The sequence below is a fragment of the Bacillus sp. FJAT-42315 genome, from assembly GCF_002797375.1.
In the GTDB taxonomy this organism is placed as follows: Bacteria; Bacillota; Bacilli; order Bacillales; family Domibacillaceae; genus Bacillus_CE.
In genome coordinates, this window is the sequence record NZ_KZ454941.1 from 1,030,229 (window position 1) to 1,045,194 (window position 14,966).

Sequence of the window (14,966 nt, forward strand, 5' to 3'; positions counted from 1 at the left end):
TTGGATGAAAAATATGTCAAACCGTTTTAGTTTAAATATGATAAGTTATCTTTCATAGAATGTGGATATATTAACGTTTTAATGTGTTTTATTTAACCAAAATAAACAACAAGTTCAGAATGGAAGACAGTACAGGATAATATTCTCCCTTGCCACACCAATATTCGTGGCAAGGGTATTTTTAATTTTGTTTAATTTACGTTGATAGGAATTTCGTAATATCAACTGGTTGAGTACAGTTGACAAAGAAGTTTACTCCTTGAAATCTATGTATAATGAATGTAAGTACATGGTTCGAAAGGAGTCGAACAGATGAAAAAGCTCACATTAGAATCGAAAGCATTTCAACAGATTCTTCAAAATCTTCGTTTGGAAAATCTAAACCTTCCTTTACCTTTGCAAAACAAAGTCATTGAACTAGTGAATGTGGAAGTAGAGATTGCCCCCAACCTTTTGAAGGGGATTTTACGTTATAGGGAAATATAATACAGATCAGGAGCATACAAAATGACAACACTAGGAATCATTCGCCATGGTAGTACACATTGGAATAAAGAAGGGAGGGCACAAGGGAATGCCGATATCCCACTGGATCAAGACGGATTCTCTGATGCTCGTAAACTAGCAGAACGTTTAGCTACAGAAAATTGGGATTTGATTTATTCTAGTGATTTGCTAAGGGCAAAGCAAACGGCTGAAACAATAGGAGAAAGCATTGGAAATATAGACATTCATTTCGACTCTAGACTTCGTGAAGTGAGTGGTGGCCAAATTGAAGGAACAACGGAAGCTGAACGAATTTCAACGTGGGGAAATGACTGGAGAGAGCTCGATCTTGGAATCGAAAGTGCGGAAAGTGTTAAAGCAAGGGCATTGCCTTTTATTGAAGAAATGATAGATAAACACCCTAACAAAAACATCTTAATCGTTAGTCATGGTTCATTTATTAAGCACCTTCTAAAAGAATTAGTGCCGCATTCGAGCATGACAGATTCTCTAAAAAATACATCCATAACTAAAGTTAAAAGTCTAGAAAACGGCTGGGATTTAGAAGTATATAATTGCACCATCCATTTAGGTTAACCCTTATAAGAGTGAAGCCAATTCGGCCCCTTGCCACACGAACATTCGTGGCAAGGGGTATTTCTGCTCTCCTAAATCCTTGAAACGAATACATTTACATGCTACATTAAATTTCATCATGATGGCTGGGGGGTTTTTGTTGAATGTTTTTGTACATAAGTTAAAGGAAATGACTAGAGGGAAATTTATTTTTCTTATTTTGATTGCGCTTTGTTTTATTAGCTCTGTTGTGTTTGTTTATCACAATCACTTCCTCTATGATCGTCCAATCGCTAAAGTGATTGATACGAGTGTGGAAGATACGGTGAAACTGACGGATGAGCATCATAATAAAGACCAGCTAGTTACACAGAAGGTTACGGCTGTCATCCAAAATGGAGAGGAAAAAGGAGAGCATATTGAGTTAACGAACAAGTACTCGTTGTCAGGAGTTTATGATCAAGTGTATCAAGTGGGGAACGAGTTGTTTGTGGCGATTGATACACGTACAAATGAAGAAGCGAATTTAACCGGACATATAACGAATGTCAAACGCGATAAATATATTGTCATCATTGGTTGGGTGTTTCTCTTTACTTTGCTGATCGTCGGCCAAAGGCAAGGGGTGCTCTCTATTATTAGTTTCGCTCTTAATGCTGTTTTGTTGTCCTATGCATTGGATGTTTATGTGAATAGTGCGACTCAGAGTTTACTATGGATATGTGGGATTACCGCGATTCTTTTTACGATCATTTCGCTAGTGCTCGTTAACGGGTTGAATGAAAAAACGTATGCAGCCATTGCGACAACTTTAATGGGAACATTTACTTCTTTGTTGATTACTTATCTGGCGATGTGGGTAACTGCTGAAAATGGTCTGCACTATGAAGAGATGCAATTTTTGACTCGTCCGTATCAATTAGTGTTTATGGCAGGGCTATTGATTGGGTCTTTAGGGGCTGTCATGGATGTGGCGATTACGATGTCTTCTTCGATCTTTGAGTTGCATGAAAAGAATCCCAATATGTCGATGAAAGCATTGAAAACGTCAGGGTTGGATATTGGAAGAAACATTATGGGAACGATCACGAGTATTTTGTTTTTTGCCTATATTAGTGGTTCGATTCCGGTGCTTATTTTATATTTGAAAAATGGAGTCCCGTTAGGCTTCACTTTTTCCATGACGCTTTCATTGGAAGTAGCTAGAGCTTTGGCGGGAGCAATTGGTATCGTGTTGACGATTCCGATTAGCCTATATACGTCGATGTTTTTCGTTAATCGAAAGAGGGCAAGATCATGAATGTGTTACTATTGCTGACAATTATTTTATTTATTTTAATGGTGCTTATTGGCGGGAAAAAAGGTGTGCGATCTTTTTTTTCTTTGTTTTTAAATTTTGGTGTGATTTTTCTAACGATCCTATTTATGCTTGATCCAGAAAGCAATACGGTGATCGTGACACTGATTGCATGTGTCATGATTAGTTGTATTAATCTATTTTATATTAATGAAGTGAATGGTCCAACAATCACTGCCTTCATTTCTACTCTCATTACGATTATTATTTTACTCTCGTTTATTCACATCGTGACCGAATATACGATGATTCAAGGCTTTGGCGAAGAGGAAATTGAGGAGCTTAGCATTTTTTCCTTTTATGTTGGAGTGGATTTTGTGAAGATTGCAGCGGCGGTCATTATTATGAGTGCCATCGGGGCGATGATGGATGTGGCCATTTCGATCACTACTTCCATGCATGAAATATTTCATCATAATCCATTACTCAGCAAGAAAGATTTATTCCGCTCAGGCTTAAGCGTTGGCAGAGATATATTGGGTACAGATACGAATACCTTATTTTTCGCCTTCTTTGGAAGCTATTTAGGCTTGCTCATCTGGTTTAAAGATTTATCCTATTCCTTTGGCGAAATCATCAATTCAAAAGTGTTTAGTGCAGAAATGATCACGATATTATGTTCTGGAATCGGGATTGCATTGGTGATTCCCATCGCCTCATGGATGAGTGCTTATTCGTTGACGAGAAATAAAGAGAAATCACAACATATGTAAGGCTGTCCTGCGGGGCAGTCTTTTTTATGTGGTGTAGGGAGTCAGTAAAAAAGCAAGCCCATTCAGCAAATCACTCCCCTTGATCTAGTAAAAAATCCACGTTACTCAGCAAACCCGAAAGCTAAACTATGATAAAATATAACTAAAAGAGGTGAGCCTTATGATATATGTTGGTTTAACTGGCTGGGGCGATCATGATACGCTGTATCAGCATGGTGTGGCCTCTCGGGATAAATTGACGGAATATGCGGCGCATTTTCCGATTGTGGAGTTGGATGCGAGCTTTTATGCGGTGCAGCCGCTGCGGAATATGGAGAAGTGGGTGGCTGGGACGCCGGAGAAGTTCAAGTTTATTGTGAAAGCATATCAAGGGATGACGGGACATCAACGCGGGGAGATTCCGTTTGATTCGAAAGAGGAGATGTTTCAACGGTTTAATGAGTCGCTTCAGCCTTTAGTCGAGTCTGATAAGCTGGCGATGGTGCTGTTTCAATTTCCACCTTGGTTTGATTGTCAGCGGAAAAATGTCAACTATTTACGTTACTGTAAAGAGCAAATGCGAGACGTACCACTCGCTCTTGAGTTTCGTCATCAATCGTGGTACTTGCCGGAATATAGAGAACAGACGCTCACGTTTATGGAACAAGAGAAGTGGATTCATACCGTTTGCGATGAGCCACAGGCTGGCGAAGGCTCTGTGCCGATCATTTTACAAGCAACGGATACAGTAAAAACGCTCGTCCGCTTGCATGGTCGCAACGTTCACGGTTGGCGTCAACAAAATAATCCAAATTGGCGAGAAGTAAGATATTTGTATGACTATAATGATGAAGAGCTCGGACAATGGGTGGAATATGCCAACCAATTGCAAAAGCAGAGTGAACATCTTTACGTGCTATTTAACAATAACTCTGGCGGACATGCGGCGAACAACGCGAAACGGTTTATTGAATTGGCCGATTTGACATACGAGGATTTGGCTTCTCGTCAGCTAGATTTATTTTAAGAAGGGTGGACTTCGGATGGAATGGATAATATTAGTTGCAATCGGCTTAGTGGCGGGAACGCTCGGGGCACTTGTTGGACTAGGAGGCGGGATTATTATCGTACCAGCGCTCCTGTTTTTCGGGACTTCAACAAGTCTGTTAATGGGCCTTTCTCCGCAACAAGCGGTTGGGACGTCGCTTGTCATTATGATTTTTACCGGGCTGTCTTCTACGCTTGCTTATATGAAGCATAAGACCGTCGATTATAAAAGTGGACTGATTTTCTTTATTGGGAGCGGACCGGGTGGTATTGTCGGTGCTTACGTTAACAAAGCGTTAAATATGGATTCATTCAATATTTATTTTGGGTTGTTTATGATTTTTATGGCGTTTGTGTTGATGATTCGTTCGAAGATTAAGCCGTTAGCTTCAAGCGGTAACCGTGGGATTCAACGACAATTTACTGAACTGAGTGGCGAGGTTCATACATATAGTTTTCAACCAGTAACAGCGATTCTTATTTCATTTTTTGTCGGTTTTTGTTCAGGGATCTTTGGCATCGGTGGAGGGTCACTGATGGTGCCAGCGATGATTCTCTTATTTGCTTTTCCTCCGCATGTAGCGGTGGCGACATCGATGTTTATGATCTTCTTGTCGGCCCTTGTTAGTTCGATTACACATGTCGCGTTTGGCAATGTCGTATGGTTATATGCACTCGCTTTAATTCCTGGAGCATGGATCGGGGCTAAGCTCGGTGCATACTTAAACTCAAGGCTGCAATCGAATACACTGGTGACGGTTTTACGTTTCGTTTTAATTATCGTTGGTATCCGTTTAATTTATCAGGGGCTTGTTTGATGCTTGAAAATGAGGTGAAAGTTTGAAAACAACCGTTCATATTTATCATACGAATGATTTTCATAGCCATTTTGAAAATTGGCCTCGCATTCAGAAGTTTTTACAAGAGAGAAGAAAATGGCACGAAGAAGCAGGAGAAGACGTATTCATTTTTGATATCGGTGACCATGTCGACCGCTCGCATCCGTTAACGGAGGGGACGCTCGGACAAGCGAATGTGGAACGATTAAATGAAGCGGGTTATGATGCGGTAACAATCGGTAATAACGAAGGGATCACATTGCCACATGAAAGCTTAGATCTTCTCTACAAGCAGGCGAAGTTTCCGGTGGTTGTTGCCAATTTATTTTACCGAGATGGAAGCCGTCCGACGTGGACACAGCCTTCGTGGACCTTTGAGTTGAAAAATGGAATGAAGCTCGGTGTCACAGGGGTGACGGCCTATTATTTGGCTTTTTATCAAGGGTTAGGCTGGCAAATTGCTGAGCCGTTTCAAGTGTTACAAACAGAGGTACAACAGCTATCGACACAGGCCGACTTCACCGTTGTGCTGTCCCATTTAGGGATGTATGATGATGAAAAAATAGCGGAAGATTTCGCTGAAGTAGATGTCATCCTTGGTGGACATACGCACCATTTGTTTCATGAAGGGAAAACGGTCCATGATAAGCTGCTCGGTGCGGCAGGGAAATTTGGTTATTACGTTGGTCATATCCAATTAGAAGTGGATGCAGAAACGAAAATGATCCTTTCGAAAAAGGCTCGTGTGTATGAAACGAATGAAGAACTAGATGCTCCGCCGCGAGAGCAAGAGATGATCAAACAATTTGATGAGCAAGGTCGGCAAGCGTTGCAGCAGCCGGTTGTTTCGCTTCCTCGACCGTTCAGCTGTGATTGGTTTCAGCCATCTGATTTGCCGAAAGTTTTATGTGAAGCGTTAACGGAATGGTGCGAGGCGGATGGAGCGTTTTTAAATGCTGGGGTGGTGCTTGATCGTCTTGATGTTGGAATGGTCACGAAATACGATCTTCACCGTATTCTTCCTCATCCAATTAATCCTTGTCTCATTGAATTGACCGGGGCAGAGTTGAAGGAAGTGCTGAAGCAAACGTTTGATGAGAAATGGCCCCATTTAGCAATTAAAGGGTTCGGTTTTCGTGGCAAAGTCATGGGCCGGTTTGTGTATGACAACATCGCAGTCGATCTTAAGCAGTACCAGTTTAAAATCGGCGGAAAAGACATTGAAGCAGACAAGCTGTACCGCATAGCGACATTAGATATGTTTACGTTTGGACATTTGTTTCCGATCCTTCATCGCGCTGCTCATAAAAAATATTTTATGCCTGAATTTTTGCGAGATGTGATGGAGTGGAAACTACTCCAACTCACTTCTCATGTAAAATAAGTCATGATCCTTTCTTTTCTAAGCATACATATAGCTTAGAGGAGGAGGGATTTTTTTGGCTGCAAAAAGGAAATGGAAATCAAGAAGAGGGCCGCTCCCTTTGCAATACGTCATGTTAATTACATTGATCTTATTTTCTTTTTCCACAGCATTCAGCTTATGGGTCATTAATAAAAATATTAAGCCGACGCTCGTCGGTTATGCTAAAACAGAAACGAGAAAGATCGCCTCGATGGTGATTAGCAAAGCGATCAATAAAAAGATCGCGAATGTGATGGATATTAATGACATTATCGAAACGGAACCAGGGGAGCCATCGACAACGAAATTGAATACGGAAATTATTAATCGTGTGCTGGCAGAGACGACCAACCTTGTGCAATTAAACTTAAAAGAGGCTGAAAAAGGCAATTTAGACGTGCTTGAATTGATTTCTGATGTAGAAATTGAAAGGGAAGAAACGAAGGAAATGGAAGGGATCGTGTATTATATTCCGTTAGGGCAAGTGACCAATAATGCGTTGCTCGGTAACCTCGGTCCACAAATTCCGATTCGTTTTCATGCGGTAGGTGATGTCACCTCGAATGTGAAAACGAATGTGAAGCCTTATGGGATTAATAATGCGTACGTGGAAGTGTTTATTGAATTAGAAGTCAATGTGCAAATTATCGTCCCATTTGCGACGGAATATTCCACGGTGAAGCAAGATATTCCTGTAGCGATGGGGCTAATTAAAGGAGAAGTACCGAACTTTTATAACGGTGGTGGTGATGGGGCGAATCCGTCCATCGAGTTGCCGATGGATTAAGTATGTTGAGGGAATAACAAAAAATTACTTTTTGTAAAGATGAAGAGAGAATTTTCTGGATTTTTAAAATCGCTTGGCAAAAGCAAGTTTAGCTGTTAATATTTTAGTAATAAAATAATAAACCTTATCAAAATCCGGTGGGGTAGAGGATGCAAAGTTAATGAGTAGTTTGCGTGAGGATGACAACGAAGATCGCAAGTGAAAGGTGAGTTTGCCGAAGTAAGTAAGATGCGTCAACGTCTTTCATACTGGGGTTATCTTGAAGAAGGATAACACTCTCATTGTAAAGAAATTGTTTGCAATGGGGAGCTACACGATGGAGGAATGACTTACATTACACAAAAGGTAATGATAGTATTCTCTATCATTACCTTTTTTTATTTTTTTCAACATTCCCTTCAGACCCTGTCCTCTCTTTTTCATCGGTAGGAGGAGCAAAAAATATGGAACAATCAATCTATTCGTTACTACCGCCTGTGTTGGCCATTTTAATGGTTGTCCTCACTCGGCGAGTGTTGCTTTCTTTAGGTATCGGGATTTTGGCTTCTGCCTTGTTGCTGGCTAATTTCGATATCGGTAAGACGTTAAGTATTACGTGGGAAGCGGCATCAGCAAATATTTATACGACAGAAGATGGGTGGAGCACGTGGAATATTTATATTATCTTGTTCTTGCTTATTCTCGGAGTGATTACTGCTTTTATTAATATTTCTGGTGGAAGTCGAGCGTTTGGAGAATGGGCGATTCAACGGGTGAAAACTCGTGCTGGTGCTCAAATCCTGTCTGCTATTCTTGGGATGATTATCTTCATTGATGATTATTTCAATGCACTTGCCGTTGGCCAAATTTCACGACCGATCACAGATCGTCAACGGATTTCTAGAGCGAAACTTGCTTATATTATTGATTCGACATCTGCTCCTGTTTGTGTCGTTTCTCCGATTTCAAGTTGGGGAGCATACATTATCGGAATTGTTGGGACGGTGTTAGTGTCACACGGCCTCACAGAGATCAGTGCGTTTTCTGCGTTCATTCAAATGGTTCCGATGAATTTTTATGTGTGGGTTGCGATAGGTCTTGTATTTTTGTCCGCAATCATGCAAGTGGATTTTGGGGCGATGAAACAGCATGAAGATCATGCGATTGAAACGGGAGAGACGACGCCATCTGGTCGCCAAGCACCAGGAGAATTGAAAGAGGATTTACCTGTTAGCTCAAACGGAACGGTCGGGGATTTAATTTGGCCGATTATTGCTTTAATTGTTAGTACGGTATCAGCAATGATGTGGACCGGTTCGCAAGCGGTGGAAGGCGATGTCACGTTATTGAAAATTTTCGAAAGCACAGATGTAGCGAAATCGTTGCTATACGGTGGATTATTTGGATTAGCTGTAGTGATTGCAATGTACTTCCGTCAAACCTTTGCTCACGGAGCTTTAGGGAAAAATGTGTTTTTTATCGGTGTATGGGAAGGGCTTAAATCGATGCTTCCTGCCGTTTATATTTTGCTCTTTGCTTGGACGATTGTCGGGTTAATCAATCAATTAGGAACAGGGAAGTATTTAGCAAGCCTTGTGGAACAATCGAATATGGACATTGCTTTTTTACCTGTTGTATTATTCTTAGTTGCGGGTGCCATGGCGTTCTCAACTGGTACGTCATGGGGGTCTTTCGGGATCTTACTTCCGATTGCCGGAGATATCGCAGCTGCAACGGATATTTCGTTGATCTTACCAGCAATGGCTTCTGTTTTAGCCGGAGCGGTATTTGGTGATCATTGCTCACCGATTTCTGATACAACGATTTTATCCGCAACAGGTGCAGGCTGTAATCATATTGATCACGTCATCACGCAAATTCCATATGCGATTCTGTCCGCGGTCCTTGCTTCGGTTGGCTATATGATCTTAGGCTTTACTGGAAGTACTTGGTTGTCACTAGCTGTTTCTATTGGATTATTGCTAGTTGCCGTCTTCATTTTGAAAAATAGAAAACAAGCGAAAGTAGCCGCTTGAAACGAAAGCTCCTAGATTTGGTCTAGGGGCTTTTTTTATTTGCATTTATACTATTCGATATACAAGCAGCATACAAATATAGCAAGAACAAATCACTCTCCTTCTCTTGGTAGAAATTATCTTTAAAAAATATTTAAAAAGATATTTACTAAATGAAGGTGACTGTATATAATTAAAATTAGTTATTGAAATTATCTGAAAATAAAAATTATTCAAAATGGAAAAATAACTCAAGGAGGGGTTTTTATGGATCAGCAACGTCCTATTTGGGGGTCAAGAGCAGGTTTTATTTTAGCGGCTGTAGGTTCGGCGATTGGTCTCGGGAATATTTGGCGCTTTCCTGCAGTAGCGTATGAAAATGGAGGGGGCGCATTCTTCCTTCCGTATTTATTTGCCTTATTGACAGCAGGGATTCCATTGCTCATTTTAGAGTTCACGATTGGACATAAGTATCGAGGGTCGAGTCCACTTTCTTTTGCTCGATTAAATAAGAAGGCGGAATGGCTTGGCTGGTGGCAAGTGGGAATTTCCTTTATTATTGCAACATATTATTCTGTCATTATAGGATGGGCTTTATCTTATTCGGTCTTTTCGTTTAATTTATCTTGGGGAGATGATCCGAAAACGTTTTTATTAGCGGATTATTTACAAGTCGGTGAAGCGGGAGCATTCGGAGGGTTCGTGCCACAAATTCTTATTTCCTTAATCATCGTCTGGATCGTTGTGCTTGGCGTCTTAGTTGCTGGAGTGAAAAAAGGAATTGAAAAAGTAACAAAAGTGATGATTCCTGTGCTTGTTGTGCTCTTTTTAGCGATCGTTATTCGCGCATTAACGTTAGAAGGAGCGGCTGATGGGTTGAATGCTTTCTTCAAACCGGATTGGTCGAAGTTGATGGATGGAAAGGTCTGGATTGCGGCTTACGGACAAATCTTCTTCAGCTTATCGATCGGTTTTGCCATCATGGTCACATACTCTAGTTACTTACCGAAGAAATCAGATATTACGAACAATGCCTTTATTACTGGATTTAGTAACTCTGGTTTCGAATTACTTGCTGGATTTGGTGTCTTCTCCGCATTAGGTTTCATGGCGGCTCAGCAAGGTGTACCTGTTCAAGAAGTTGTTAGCAGTGGAGTAATTCTCGCGTTTGCGGTGTTCCCGCAGATTATTAATCAGTTTCCATTTGCGAACGAATTATTCGGTGTCTTATTTTTCGGTTCGCTTTTACTCGCAGGATTTACCTCTTTAATATCTATTGTTGAGACGTTTGTCGCTGGTATTCAAGAAAAGTTTAAAGTGTCACGTACAGCTGCCGTTTTAATGGGAGGAGGAGCAGCCTCTCTGATCTCGTTAATTTATGCGACAAGAGGGGGATTAAACTTCCTTGATGTGGTCGATTACTTCATTAACAACTTTGGTGTTGCATTAGCTGGATTAGTCGAAGTTGTGTTAGTGGCATGGGTATTTAAGCAACTAGATCCATTAAAGAAACATGCGGATGAAGTGTCTGATATTCAGTTAGGCGCTTGGTGGAAAATCTGTTTAAGCGTGATTACGCCAGTCGTTCTCGGTTATATGATGTTCGACAACCTTCGTCAAAACTTTACAGCACCTTATGGAGACTATCCACAAAACTTCATTAACTCTTACGGTTGGACAGTTGCGATCGGAGTAATTCTCGTTGGCTTTGCTTTCATGTATATTAAGCCGTGGAAGAAAGAAATGTTGCAGACACCAACTTCGGATAAGGAGGTTAGTTGATTATGGACGGAAGTGCAATCACAATGATGATTATTGGAGTCGTAATTATATGGGGAGGAATGACGGCTAGTATTGCCCACGCTGTAGTCAAAGCGAAACAAGCGAAATAAAATATAATGAAAGAAGCTGGCTCTTTAATTAGTAGCCAGCTTTTTTGCTTTGTCTTTCCCAGACTTTTAAATGAGGGTACGGATCAAAGGACCATTCTGTACGCCCGTTATCTTTATACATACCGAAATGCAGATGAGGTGGAAATTTGCCAGATGTACCAGGTGGACCGTAGCCAGTACTACCAATACCGCCAATTAACATCCCTGGCTCGACTGGTTGTCCGAGCTTTAACCCTTTCGCGAATCCATTTAAATGAGCGTAATAATGATACGTATTATTAATATCGCGGATGCCGATTCTCCAACCGCCATAGCGATTCCAGCCTTTCATTTCAATGATGCCATAGCTCGTTGATCGGACGGGTACACCGTAATCAGCGAAGATATCGGTCCCTTCATGAATACGTCGTCCACCCCAGCCACGAGCAGCTCCCCATGTGCTTTTGTACGTATAGTTGTAATTGGTGGGAAGAGGGAAGACTTTCTTTTGCAAATCTAGCTTTTTGTACGCTTTGTACATGTGTGCATTGCCGATAATGACACTGACGGTCTTATCGCGGCCATAATAGCGCCATAGAGCAATTTTGATGTTATCGTGGTCGGTGCCATACGTTAAAAGATAATTGCCTATTGCAGCAAGGATATCTTCATTATTCGTTCGATCAGCCCGACCATCTCCATTGCCATCAGCCCCAATCCCTGAAAAGGCAGCGATCGAATAAGGATTCGTATCTTGCTTGTTTGGGTTAAGAAGCCCGCTCCATTTCTCCTCTGGGATATAGATGGAAATTCCATCAGTTGGCTCAGGTAAATCCTTGCGAACGAATCGCAAATTTCGTTCATATTGATCGATGGCGGCGTAGTAATACCATGGAATCGATGTGACGGCCTCCATTTTTTTGAATAATTTCATGCGTAGATTGTAATGCTGTTGATCGTTGTTCGTTTGTTCCGCTTGTACAGGCGTGATCATCAATAGTAAAAGGCATAAACAAATCGGGACAGTTCTTCGCAAAACAACTCCCTCCTAAGTCAATTATTTACTCATTATTTTGCCATGAAGGAACCGTTTCATCCTTGTTAAATTGAGGGAATGCAGCAAGTAAGCAAGCGGTTGTATAAAAGGAGGTACTATGTTAAAGTGACATCAGAAAGGTCTGAATTCATACACATTTATAGCTAAGGCACAATGATGGGAGATGAGAGAAGTGAGCAAGAAAGAGGAGCATTTACGTAAACCAGATTGGTTAAAAATAAAGTTAAATACGAACAAAAACTATACCGGATTAAAAAAGATGATGCGTGAGAAGAATCTTCATACAGTGTGTGAGGAAGCAAAGTGCCCGAATATTCATGAGTGCTGGGCTGTTCGCCGCACAGCAACATTCATGATTCTCGGCGCCGTTTGTACACGTGCTTGCCGCTTCTGTGCAGTAAAAACAGGCTTGCCAACTGAGCTCGATTGGAAAGAACCAGAGCGCGTAGCTGATTCTGTTCAGCTAATGAACTTAAAGCACGTTGTTGTAACCGCTGTCGCTCGTGATGATCTAAAGGATGGTGGAGCGGCTGTGTTTGCAGAAACAGTGAGAGCGATTCGTCGCAACAATCCATTCACATCAATTGAAGTGCTTCCTTCTGATATGGGAGGCATCGAGGAAAACTTGAAAATGCTAATGGATGCACGTCCGGATATTTTAAATCATAATATTGAAACGGTAAAGCGACTATCTCCAAGAGTTCGTGCGCGTGCGACTTACGAGCGATCACTTGAATTTCTGCGCCGTGCGAAAGAAATGCAGCCGGATATTCCAACGAAATCAAGCATCATGATCGGTCTTGGTGAAACGAAAGAAGAGATCATTGAAGCGATGGATGATTTGCGTGCGAACAATGTCGATATTGTAACGATCGGACAATATTTACAGCCATCTAAAAAGCATTTAAAAGTTCAAAAGTATTATCATCCAGATGAATTTGCGGAACTTCGTGAAATCGCGATGACAAAAGGTTTTAGTCATTGTGAAGCGGGTCCACTCGTTCGTTCATCTTACCATGCCGATGAGCAAGTAAATTCGGCAGCGAAAGCAAAGCAAGAGCTTGGAGAGCAAACAAAGCTAGAAGCGTAATTCGAAATGGGTCTGACAAAAAAGTCAGACCCATTTTCTTTTTCTATTTCATATTATGGTCATTCATTCCGCCTTTTGTATGGCCTTGAGGGGAATTTTTTGTCATCAATTTAATGGTGCGGTCAATTGTATCTTGTGCACCATCCGCATTAGATTTCAATGGTGCAATGTTTTCGATGTCACGACGAAGCCCAACATCATCCGTCACATAAATATTGTACCAACGAGGGACAACGCTCATCGCTGTTTTTTTCACCTGCTCGGCCGCATCAGCACGTTCTTTTTTCGTTTTCGCGTCAGTATCATAGGCGATTAATACTTCCTCATCTGTCACGAGCACGGAGCAATCATTGACTGTTGGAAGTCCCACGCTTAATTTACTAATCGCATCGGCTGTACGTTCGCGGTCGATCGTGTACATATTTTTATATGAGACGGTTTCACCTTGAATTGGGCTTTTTTGCTGACGAACATAACCGAAATCATTGGAACGATCGCCAGTCATCAAATCGAGGTTGCGGTTTCTGTTATCATTTGGATTGTAAAGGTCTTCTCGATTACGGACATTGATCGTGTTGCCATCTTTTTCGTAAATACCACCAGCGGCATTATTCTGGTCACTCATCGTACATGCTCCTAAAAGCATAACGCTTGTCAGTCCTGCCATCAATAAAGGTTTCTTCAAACTTGCCACCCCCTCAACAACTAGCTTACCCAGGCAACATCATTTTTTGCTTAGTAATTTATGGCTGATCGGCTATAATGAAAGAAGGAAAGTGAGGAATGATAAAGGTGGTTTGTATTCAAAATCATTGCTATGAAATCATTGATCAGCACAACGATGGCTTTAAAGAAGAAGTTTTTCGCGAGCGATACAGTGATATTTTATCTAAATATGACTATATTGTCGGCGATTGGGGATACGGTCAGCTACGCCTAAAAGGGTTTTATGAAGATAAAAACCAAAAGGCGACGTTTGATACGAAAATTGGTACATTGAAGGAATATTTGTATGAATATTGTAATTTCGGCTGTGCTTATTTCGTCGTCAAAAAAGTCAAAAAGTAAAAAAATCGAGCAAAGCGCTCGATTTTTTACGTGTTTGGCGGGATGTTTTGATACGTTGTTTCTTGGTCTTCATCCGGATCATCATGAGGCGGATGAGCACCTTCCATGTTCCGAGGTAAATGTTGGTGAAGCGATTTATTTTCATAATTGAAGGCGCTGTAATAGCGCTGACCTTTTCGCCACGGAGTCGATTTATTTTGAACAGGCTCGAATTTATTACGAGGTGCTCCGTACGGTCCTTCTGGCATTTGTTCCGGTATTAAATAGTTACGACTAGTTTCGACGTTAGAGAAATCGGTATATTGCTCTTCCTCATCTATCATGTTTGCCACCTCCACTTTTAACATCCCCGGTGGCTATATCGTTTATACTTAGATCACTTCAGACAGAAAGTCGCGCAACTCAGCGGCTTCTTCATCAGATAACTTAAACACTTCTTCTAAATAACCAGGCTCTTCTAAATCATCTTGCCCGATAATCGCAAAGCGCCCTCCTTGGATGTCCAGCACTAGCTTTTTTCCGTAATAGCGATCAGTCTGCATTAAGGCGAGGTCGTAGCGTTGGTGCTCACCCATAAAGCTTACGAAGCGTGTTCTCGTTTGTTCCATATCATCATATAGGAAAAATCTTTCCGTCATTTGGATCACTCCCGTTTGTTTTTCCTGATTGTAACACGTTTAAGGACTACTGTATGTTT

General features: G+C 41.3%; 17 protein-coding genes and 1 riboswitch. Of the genes, 13 read left to right on the forward strand and 4 right to left on the reverse strand.

Features of this window, described 5'->3' with window-relative positions:
- Nucleotides 1–312: 312 nt before the first annotated feature.
- The 11 genes from CEF22_RS04740 to CEF22_RS18450 all read left to right on the forward strand — a co-directional run bounded on the left by CEF22_RS04740 (nucleotide 313) and on the right by CEF22_RS18450 (nucleotide 11,075).
- Nucleotides 313–486, forward strand: coding sequence for a Zn-dependent hydrolase (locus CEF22_RS04740; protein ID WP_100401976.1), 174 nt, complete (start codon nucleotides 313–315; stop codon nucleotides 484–486).
- Nucleotides 487–507: 21 nt separating this feature from the next.
- A complete protein-coding gene (locus CEF22_RS04745) occupies nucleotides 508–1,083 on the forward strand; it encodes a histidine phosphatase family protein (protein ID WP_100401977.1) in 576 nt (191 codons plus the stop codon).
- Between the two features lie 139 nt (nucleotides 1,084–1,222).
- Nucleotides 1,223–2,362: a YibE/F family protein gene (locus CEF22_RS04750; RefSeq protein WP_442857354.1), complete on the forward strand. Its 1,140-nt coding sequence runs from the start codon at nucleotides 1,223–1,225 to the stop codon at nucleotides 2,360–2,362.
- Entirely contained in the window at nucleotides 2,359–3,132 is a 774-nt protein-coding gene (locus CEF22_RS04755; RefSeq protein ID WP_100401978.1) for a YibE/F family protein, read from the forward strand. The genes CEF22_RS04750 and CEF22_RS04755 overlap by 4 nt, the downstream gene beginning before the upstream one ends.
- Before the next feature lie 160 nt (nucleotides 3,133–3,292).
- Nucleotides 3,293–4,138 (forward strand): DUF72 domain-containing protein, encoded by an 846-nt coding sequence (locus CEF22_RS04760; protein WP_100401979.1) that lies wholly within the window; start codon nucleotides 3,293–3,295, stop codon nucleotides 4,136–4,138.
- Between the two features lie 16 nt (nucleotides 4,139–4,154).
- The gene (locus tag CEF22_RS04765) at nucleotides 4,155–4,976 is read left to right on the forward strand and encodes a sulfite exporter TauE/SafE family protein (RefSeq protein WP_100401980.1); all 822 of its coding nucleotides are present in this window, start codon (nucleotides 4,155–4,157) and stop codon (nucleotides 4,974–4,976) included.
- Between the two features lie 22 nt (nucleotides 4,977–4,998).
- A complete protein-coding gene (locus CEF22_RS04770) occupies nucleotides 4,999–6,381 on the forward strand; it encodes a bifunctional metallophosphatase/5'-nucleotidase (protein ID WP_100401981.1) in 1,383 nt (460 codons plus the stop codon).
- 55 nt (nucleotides 6,382–6,436) lie between these two features.
- On the forward strand, nucleotides 6,437–7,189 hold the full coding sequence (yunB, locus tag CEF22_RS04775; protein ID WP_232726068.1) for a sporulation protein YunB: 753 nt from the start codon (nucleotides 6,437–6,439) through the stop codon (nucleotides 7,187–7,189).
- A gap of 135 nt (nucleotides 7,190–7,324) precedes the next feature.
- Nucleotides 7,325–7,509, forward strand: a riboswitch (Lysine riboswitch).
- Between the two features lie 123 nt (nucleotides 7,510–7,632).
- Entirely contained in the window at nucleotides 7,633–9,204 is a 1,572-nt protein-coding gene (locus CEF22_RS04780; protein WP_100401982.1) for a Na+/H+ antiporter NhaC family protein, read from the forward strand.
- 246 nt (nucleotides 9,205–9,450) lie between these two features.
- Entirely contained in the window at nucleotides 9,451–10,965 is a 1,515-nt protein-coding gene (locus CEF22_RS04785) for a sodium-dependent transporter (RefSeq protein WP_095480334.1), read from the forward strand.
- 2 nt (nucleotides 10,966–10,967) lie between these two features.
- Nucleotides 10,968–11,075 (forward strand): MetS family NSS transporter small subunit, encoded by a 108-nt coding sequence (locus CEF22_RS18450; RefSeq protein ID WP_141212783.1) that lies wholly within the window; start codon nucleotides 10,968–10,970, stop codon nucleotides 11,073–11,075.
- A gap of 28 nt (nucleotides 11,076–11,103) precedes the next feature.
- Here CEF22_RS18450 and CEF22_RS04790 read toward each other — a convergent pair whose 3' ends face one another.
- A complete protein-coding gene (locus CEF22_RS04790; protein WP_100403916.1) occupies nucleotides 11,104–12,048 on the reverse strand; it encodes a M23 family metallopeptidase in 945 nt (314 codons plus the stop codon).
- A 235-nt stretch (nucleotides 12,049–12,283) separates the two neighbouring features.
- Between CEF22_RS04790 and lipA the strand changes: the two genes are divergently transcribed.
- Nucleotides 12,284–13,201 (forward strand): lipoyl synthase, encoded by a 918-nt coding sequence (gene lipA / locus CEF22_RS04795; protein WP_100401983.1) that lies wholly within the window; start codon nucleotides 12,284–12,286, stop codon nucleotides 13,199–13,201.
- Between the two features lie 43 nt (nucleotides 13,202–13,244).
- Here the strand turns inward: lipA and CEF22_RS04800 are convergent, their stop codons facing one another.
- Nucleotides 13,245–13,886 carry a YhcN/YlaJ family sporulation lipoprotein gene (locus tag CEF22_RS04800; protein WP_100401984.1) on the reverse strand — a complete coding sequence of 214 codons (642 nt, stop codon included), beginning with the start codon at nucleotides 13,884–13,886 and terminating at the stop codon, nucleotides 13,245–13,247.
- 107 nt (nucleotides 13,887–13,993) lie between these two features.
- Here CEF22_RS04800 and CEF22_RS04805 point away from each other — a divergent pair, with 107 nt between their 5' ends.
- A complete protein-coding gene (locus tag CEF22_RS04805) occupies nucleotides 13,994–14,269 on the forward strand; it encodes a YutD family protein (protein ID WP_100403917.1) in 276 nt (91 codons plus the stop codon).
- 26 nt (nucleotides 14,270–14,295) lie between these two features.
- Here the strand turns inward: CEF22_RS04805 and CEF22_RS04810 are convergent, their stop codons facing one another.
- Nucleotides 14,296–14,592, reverse strand: a complete 297-nt coding sequence (locus CEF22_RS04810) for a cytosolic protein (RefSeq protein WP_100401985.1) — start codon at nucleotides 14,590–14,592, stop codon at nucleotides 14,296–14,298.
- Nucleotides 14,593–14,640: 48 nt separating this feature from the next.
- Entirely contained in the window at nucleotides 14,641–14,907 is a 267-nt protein-coding gene (locus CEF22_RS04815; RefSeq protein WP_100401986.1) for a DUF3055 domain-containing protein, read from the reverse strand.
- Between the last annotated feature and the right edge of the window lie 59 nt (nucleotides 14,908–14,966).